The organism is Micromonospora sp. NPDC048843 (assembly GCF_040649965.1).
GTDB classification, from domain to species: domain Bacteria; phylum Actinomycetota; class Actinomycetes; order Mycobacteriales; family Micromonosporaceae; genus Micromonospora; species Micromonospora hortensis.
On record NZ_JBEZGJ010000335.1, the window covers coordinates 1 to 3,310 of the forward strand.

At 72.2% G+C, this 3,310-nt stretch carries 4 protein-coding genes and 2 pseudogenes; 3 read left to right on the top strand and 3 right to left on the bottom strand.

The annotated features are described in order from the left end of the window. Positions 1 to 281: hypothetical protein (locus AB0C20_RS35705; RefSeq protein ID WP_357569671.1), on the top strand; the 281-nt coding region annotated here is incomplete at its 5' end. 1 nt (position 282) lies between these two features. On the opposite strand, the gene AB0C20_RS35710 is transcribed toward AB0C20_RS35705, so the two are convergent. Further along, on the bottom strand, positions 283 to 1,083 hold the full coding sequence (locus AB0C20_RS35710) for a crotonase/enoyl-CoA hydratase family protein (protein WP_357179240.1): 801 nt from the start codon (positions 1,081 to 1,083) through the stop codon (positions 283 to 285). Positions 1,084 to 1,268: 185 nt separating this feature from the next. Between AB0C20_RS35710 and AB0C20_RS35715 the strand changes: the two genes are divergently transcribed. After that, positions 1,269 to 2,123 (top strand): DUF2231 domain-containing protein, encoded by an 855-nt coding sequence (locus tag AB0C20_RS35715; RefSeq protein ID WP_357179243.1) that lies wholly within the window; start codon positions 1,269 to 1,271, stop codon positions 2,121 to 2,123. A 291-nt stretch (positions 2,124 to 2,414) separates the two neighbouring features. On the opposite strand, the gene AB0C20_RS35720 is transcribed toward AB0C20_RS35715, so the two are convergent. Beyond that, a complete protein-coding gene (locus tag AB0C20_RS35720) occupies positions 2,415 to 2,633 on the bottom strand; it encodes a hypothetical protein (RefSeq protein ID WP_357569672.1) in 219 nt (72 codons plus the stop codon). 390 nt (positions 2,634 to 3,023) lie between these two features. Continuing rightward, a pseudogene (locus tag AB0C20_RS35725) lies at positions 3,024 to 3,179 on the bottom strand (peptidoglycan-binding protein); the annotation flags it as partial. A 55-nt stretch (positions 3,180 to 3,234) separates the two neighbouring features. Between AB0C20_RS35725 and AB0C20_RS35730 the strand changes: the two are divergent. Next, a pseudogene (locus tag AB0C20_RS35730) lies at positions 3,235 to 3,310 on the top strand (ABC transporter permease); the annotation flags it as partial.

Consider the following 3,310-nt stretch of genomic DNA (forward strand, 5'->3'; position numbering starts at 1 on the left):
ATCCGACCTACAGCGGCATCATGTTCCAGACCAACTACGTCGGCGGGCAGCCGCAGAACCCGATCACCGACACGGTCTTCACGAACGTCTCGATCAGCGGTGCCCGGAAGAGCGGGGACGCCTACGACGCGAAGTCCGGCTTCGCCATCTGGGCGAACCCGATGCCGGAGGCCGGGCAGGGGCCGGCCGTCGGGTCGGTCACCTTCAACAACCTCCGGTTGAGCAACAACGCCGTGGACATCCAGAACCCCACGACGACCTTCACCATCAACCGCAACTGAGCTAACCGGTAGCCGACGCCGCCGGGGGGTGTACCCCTCCCGGCGGTGTCGTGCCGTGTCGGCCCTCGCCCGCGGCGAACCGGGCCGCGCCGGCCGCCGCGTCCGTGGCCAGCGAGTCCATCCCGTACGCCAACTCGGTCGCCAGCGCCTCCGGCTCGGGCCGCCCCGCGCCGGCCAGCAGCGCCGCCCGGTCGTTGCGCAGGCAGGTCTGCGGATGCCGGGCGATCGCTGCCGCCAACTCCTCGGCCGCGGCCCGCGCCTGGCCGGGTGGCACCAACCGATTGACCAACCCCATCGTGTACGCCTCGTCGGCCGGCACCGGGCGGCCGGTGAGGATCAGGTCCATGGCCCGACTCTCGCCGATCAACCGGGGCAGCCGGACGGTGCCACCGTCGATCAGCGGCACTCCCCAGCGGCGGCAGAACATCCCGAGTGTCGCGTCCGACTCGGCGACCCGTAGGTCACACCAGAGCGCCAGTTCGAGTCCACCCGCCACCGCGTATCCGGAGATCGCCGCGATCACCGGTTTGCTGAGCGTCATCCGGGTCGGACCCATCGGGCCGTCCCCCTCCGGCTCGACCCGGTTGCCGCTCGGTGTGCCGATCGCCTTGAGGTCGGCGCCGGCGCAGAACGTCCCACCGGCGCCCCAGAGCACTGCCACCAAGGCGTCCGGATCAGCCTCGAAGGCCCGAAACGCGTCGGCCAGCGCCCGAGCCGTAGGACCGTCCACGGCGTTCCGGGCGTCAGCCCGGTCCAGCACAACGGTGGTGACCGCCCCGACCCGCTCCACCCGCACACCCATCCCGCCAGCATGCCGGCCCGGCCCCACCCCCACAATCCCCGTCGATCTTGCACTTGCTGTTGCCAATTTGCGGCTCGTGCCCCGGATTATGTGAGCAGAAACTGCAAGACCGGCGGTGTGGGCGGTGCGGCAGGTTTGTCGCCGCCGACCGGTTTGCGACGACGATCGCCGGGAAGTCGGTACTCGTGCGAGCACTTTTGACGAAAGTTGAGCAGGACTCCCGGCTGGACCGCGCGGGTGACCGGTTGCAGAAGGTCGTACTGGGGACGCTGCGCCCACGCCGGCTGCGCGACCTGCTGCACGGGGTGACCCTCGGGCACCCGCTGCACCCGGCGATGGTGCAGGTGCCGGTCGGCGCGTGGATCAGCGCCGCGGTGCTGGACCTCATGCCCGGGCAGCGCCGGCCCGCCACCGTGCTGGTCGGTCTGGGCACCGTCAGCGCGCTGCCCGCCGCGGTCGCCGGTCTGAACGACTGGGCGGCACTCGCCCGGGACCAGCGCCGGGTCGGCCTGGTGCACGCCGCTGCCAACACCGTCGGCATAACGCTCTACGCCGGCTCGCTGGCCGCCCGGCTGTCCGGCCGCCACGGAATGGGTCGCGCCCTCGGCTTCCTCGGGCTTTCCACCGTGAGCCTTGGCGCGTACATCGGGGGTCACCTGGCGTACAAGCAGGGGGCACAGGTCAACCAGAGCGTCTCCGAGCTGCATCGGATGACCGATGGCTGGCACTCGCTGGTCGACATGGCGACGCTGCCGCAACGCACCCTGATCACCCGAGAGGTGGACGACGACATCTCGGTGATCCTCTATCGGCACGGTGACGAGGTGACAGTGATGTTGGAGCGCTGCCCGCACCAGAGCGGGCCGCTCGGCGAGGGTGAGGTGCAGGAGATCGACGGCCACGCCTGCGTGGTCTGCCCGTGGCACGGCAGCGCCTTCCGACTCAACGGCGGTGAGGTCATGCAGGGGCCGTCCGGCAACGACCAGCAGGTCCTGCCGACCCGGATCGAGAACGGCGTGCTCCAGACCCGCCTGCCCTGACCTGTTCGCGCTGGCCCGCCCGCGCCTTGGCCTGGTCCGGGCGCCTCCGGCTTCGGGATGCCTCACCTCACGCAGATGCTCCACGCCCCAAGGCAGTAACTCCTTCGACGCTGATGTCTGTGAGTCATCATGATGACTCACAGACATATCGCTCTCCGAGACGTCGCCCCGGCCGCCCCGCCAGGGCGGCGTGACCAGACCGCCTCGGGCGCGATCGGCGCGACGTGGAGGAACCAGGTCCAGCGTGGGGTGGCCAGCCGCGTCGCAGGCGCGGCGTGGCGTGCGGGCCGCTCAGGTGCGTCGGTGTCGGCCGACCGGCGGACCGTCCGGTACCGAGTCCAGGCCGTGCCCGCCGTCGAACAGTCCGCCCTCGCCGCCAGCACCGGCCCAGCCCTCGTCACCACCCCAGCCGGCAGGGCCGGCGGCCGCCATTCCGCCGCCGTGAGGTGCCGTGCCGCCGGAGAGAGCCATACCGCTGCCCGGGAACGCCGTGCTGCCGGGGAAAGCCATTCCACTGCCGGCGGGAGCCACGTCGCTTCCGGCGGGCGTCGCCCCACCGCCGGTAGATGCGACCCCACTGCCGCTAGGCGACATCCCGCCGCCGCGAGGTCCAAAGTCGTTCCCGCTCGGTGCCGCGCCGCCATGCGGTGTCGCCGGGGCTTCGATGGCCGCAGCCGCCCGGCTGGCAGCCCAGGCGGCACCGCTTCCGGCCGCCCCACCACTGCCGCGCCGGCCCGCGCCGCCGCTGCTCCGGCCCGCGCCACCGCCTGGGCCCGCGTCACCGTTTCGGCCCGCGTCACCGTTTCGGCCCGCGCCACCGTTTCGGCCCGCGCCACCGCTACTTCGGCCCACGCCGCGCCGTGAAGTGCGGGAGGACGCTGCCAGTCGGGGGGCCGCCCCGGCGGTGGCTGGGCGGCGGCGCAGCCCCAGGACTGCGCCGATCTGGGCGCCAACGATGCTCGCCACGGCCAGTACGGCGGAGACCGCCAGTGGGCGGTTCACCCGATCGGCGGCACCAACCCGGGCCGCACCGACCGTCATCGCTGGTGGTTGGCCCGCTGACTCCGTACCGCTTGGTGGTGCCGGGGCCACCCGCGGCGGTGCGTACCCCGGGCTGGTCTACGCGCTGATCTGGGAAGGGCTGCTGGGCAACTTCGTCAGCGGCACCAAGGTGCTCTCCATCCAGC

Bases quoted from the DNA above. Each gene is read 5' to 3' on its own strand.
- AB0C20_RS35720 (WP_357569672.1), bottom strand. From the start codon at position 2,633: ATGGCTTTCCCCGGCAGCACGGCGTTCCCGGGCAGCGGTATGGCTCTC.
- AB0C20_RS35710 (WP_357179240.1), bottom strand. From the start codon at position 1,083: ATGGGTGTGCGGGTGGAGCGGGTCGGGGCGGTCACCACCGTTGTGCTG.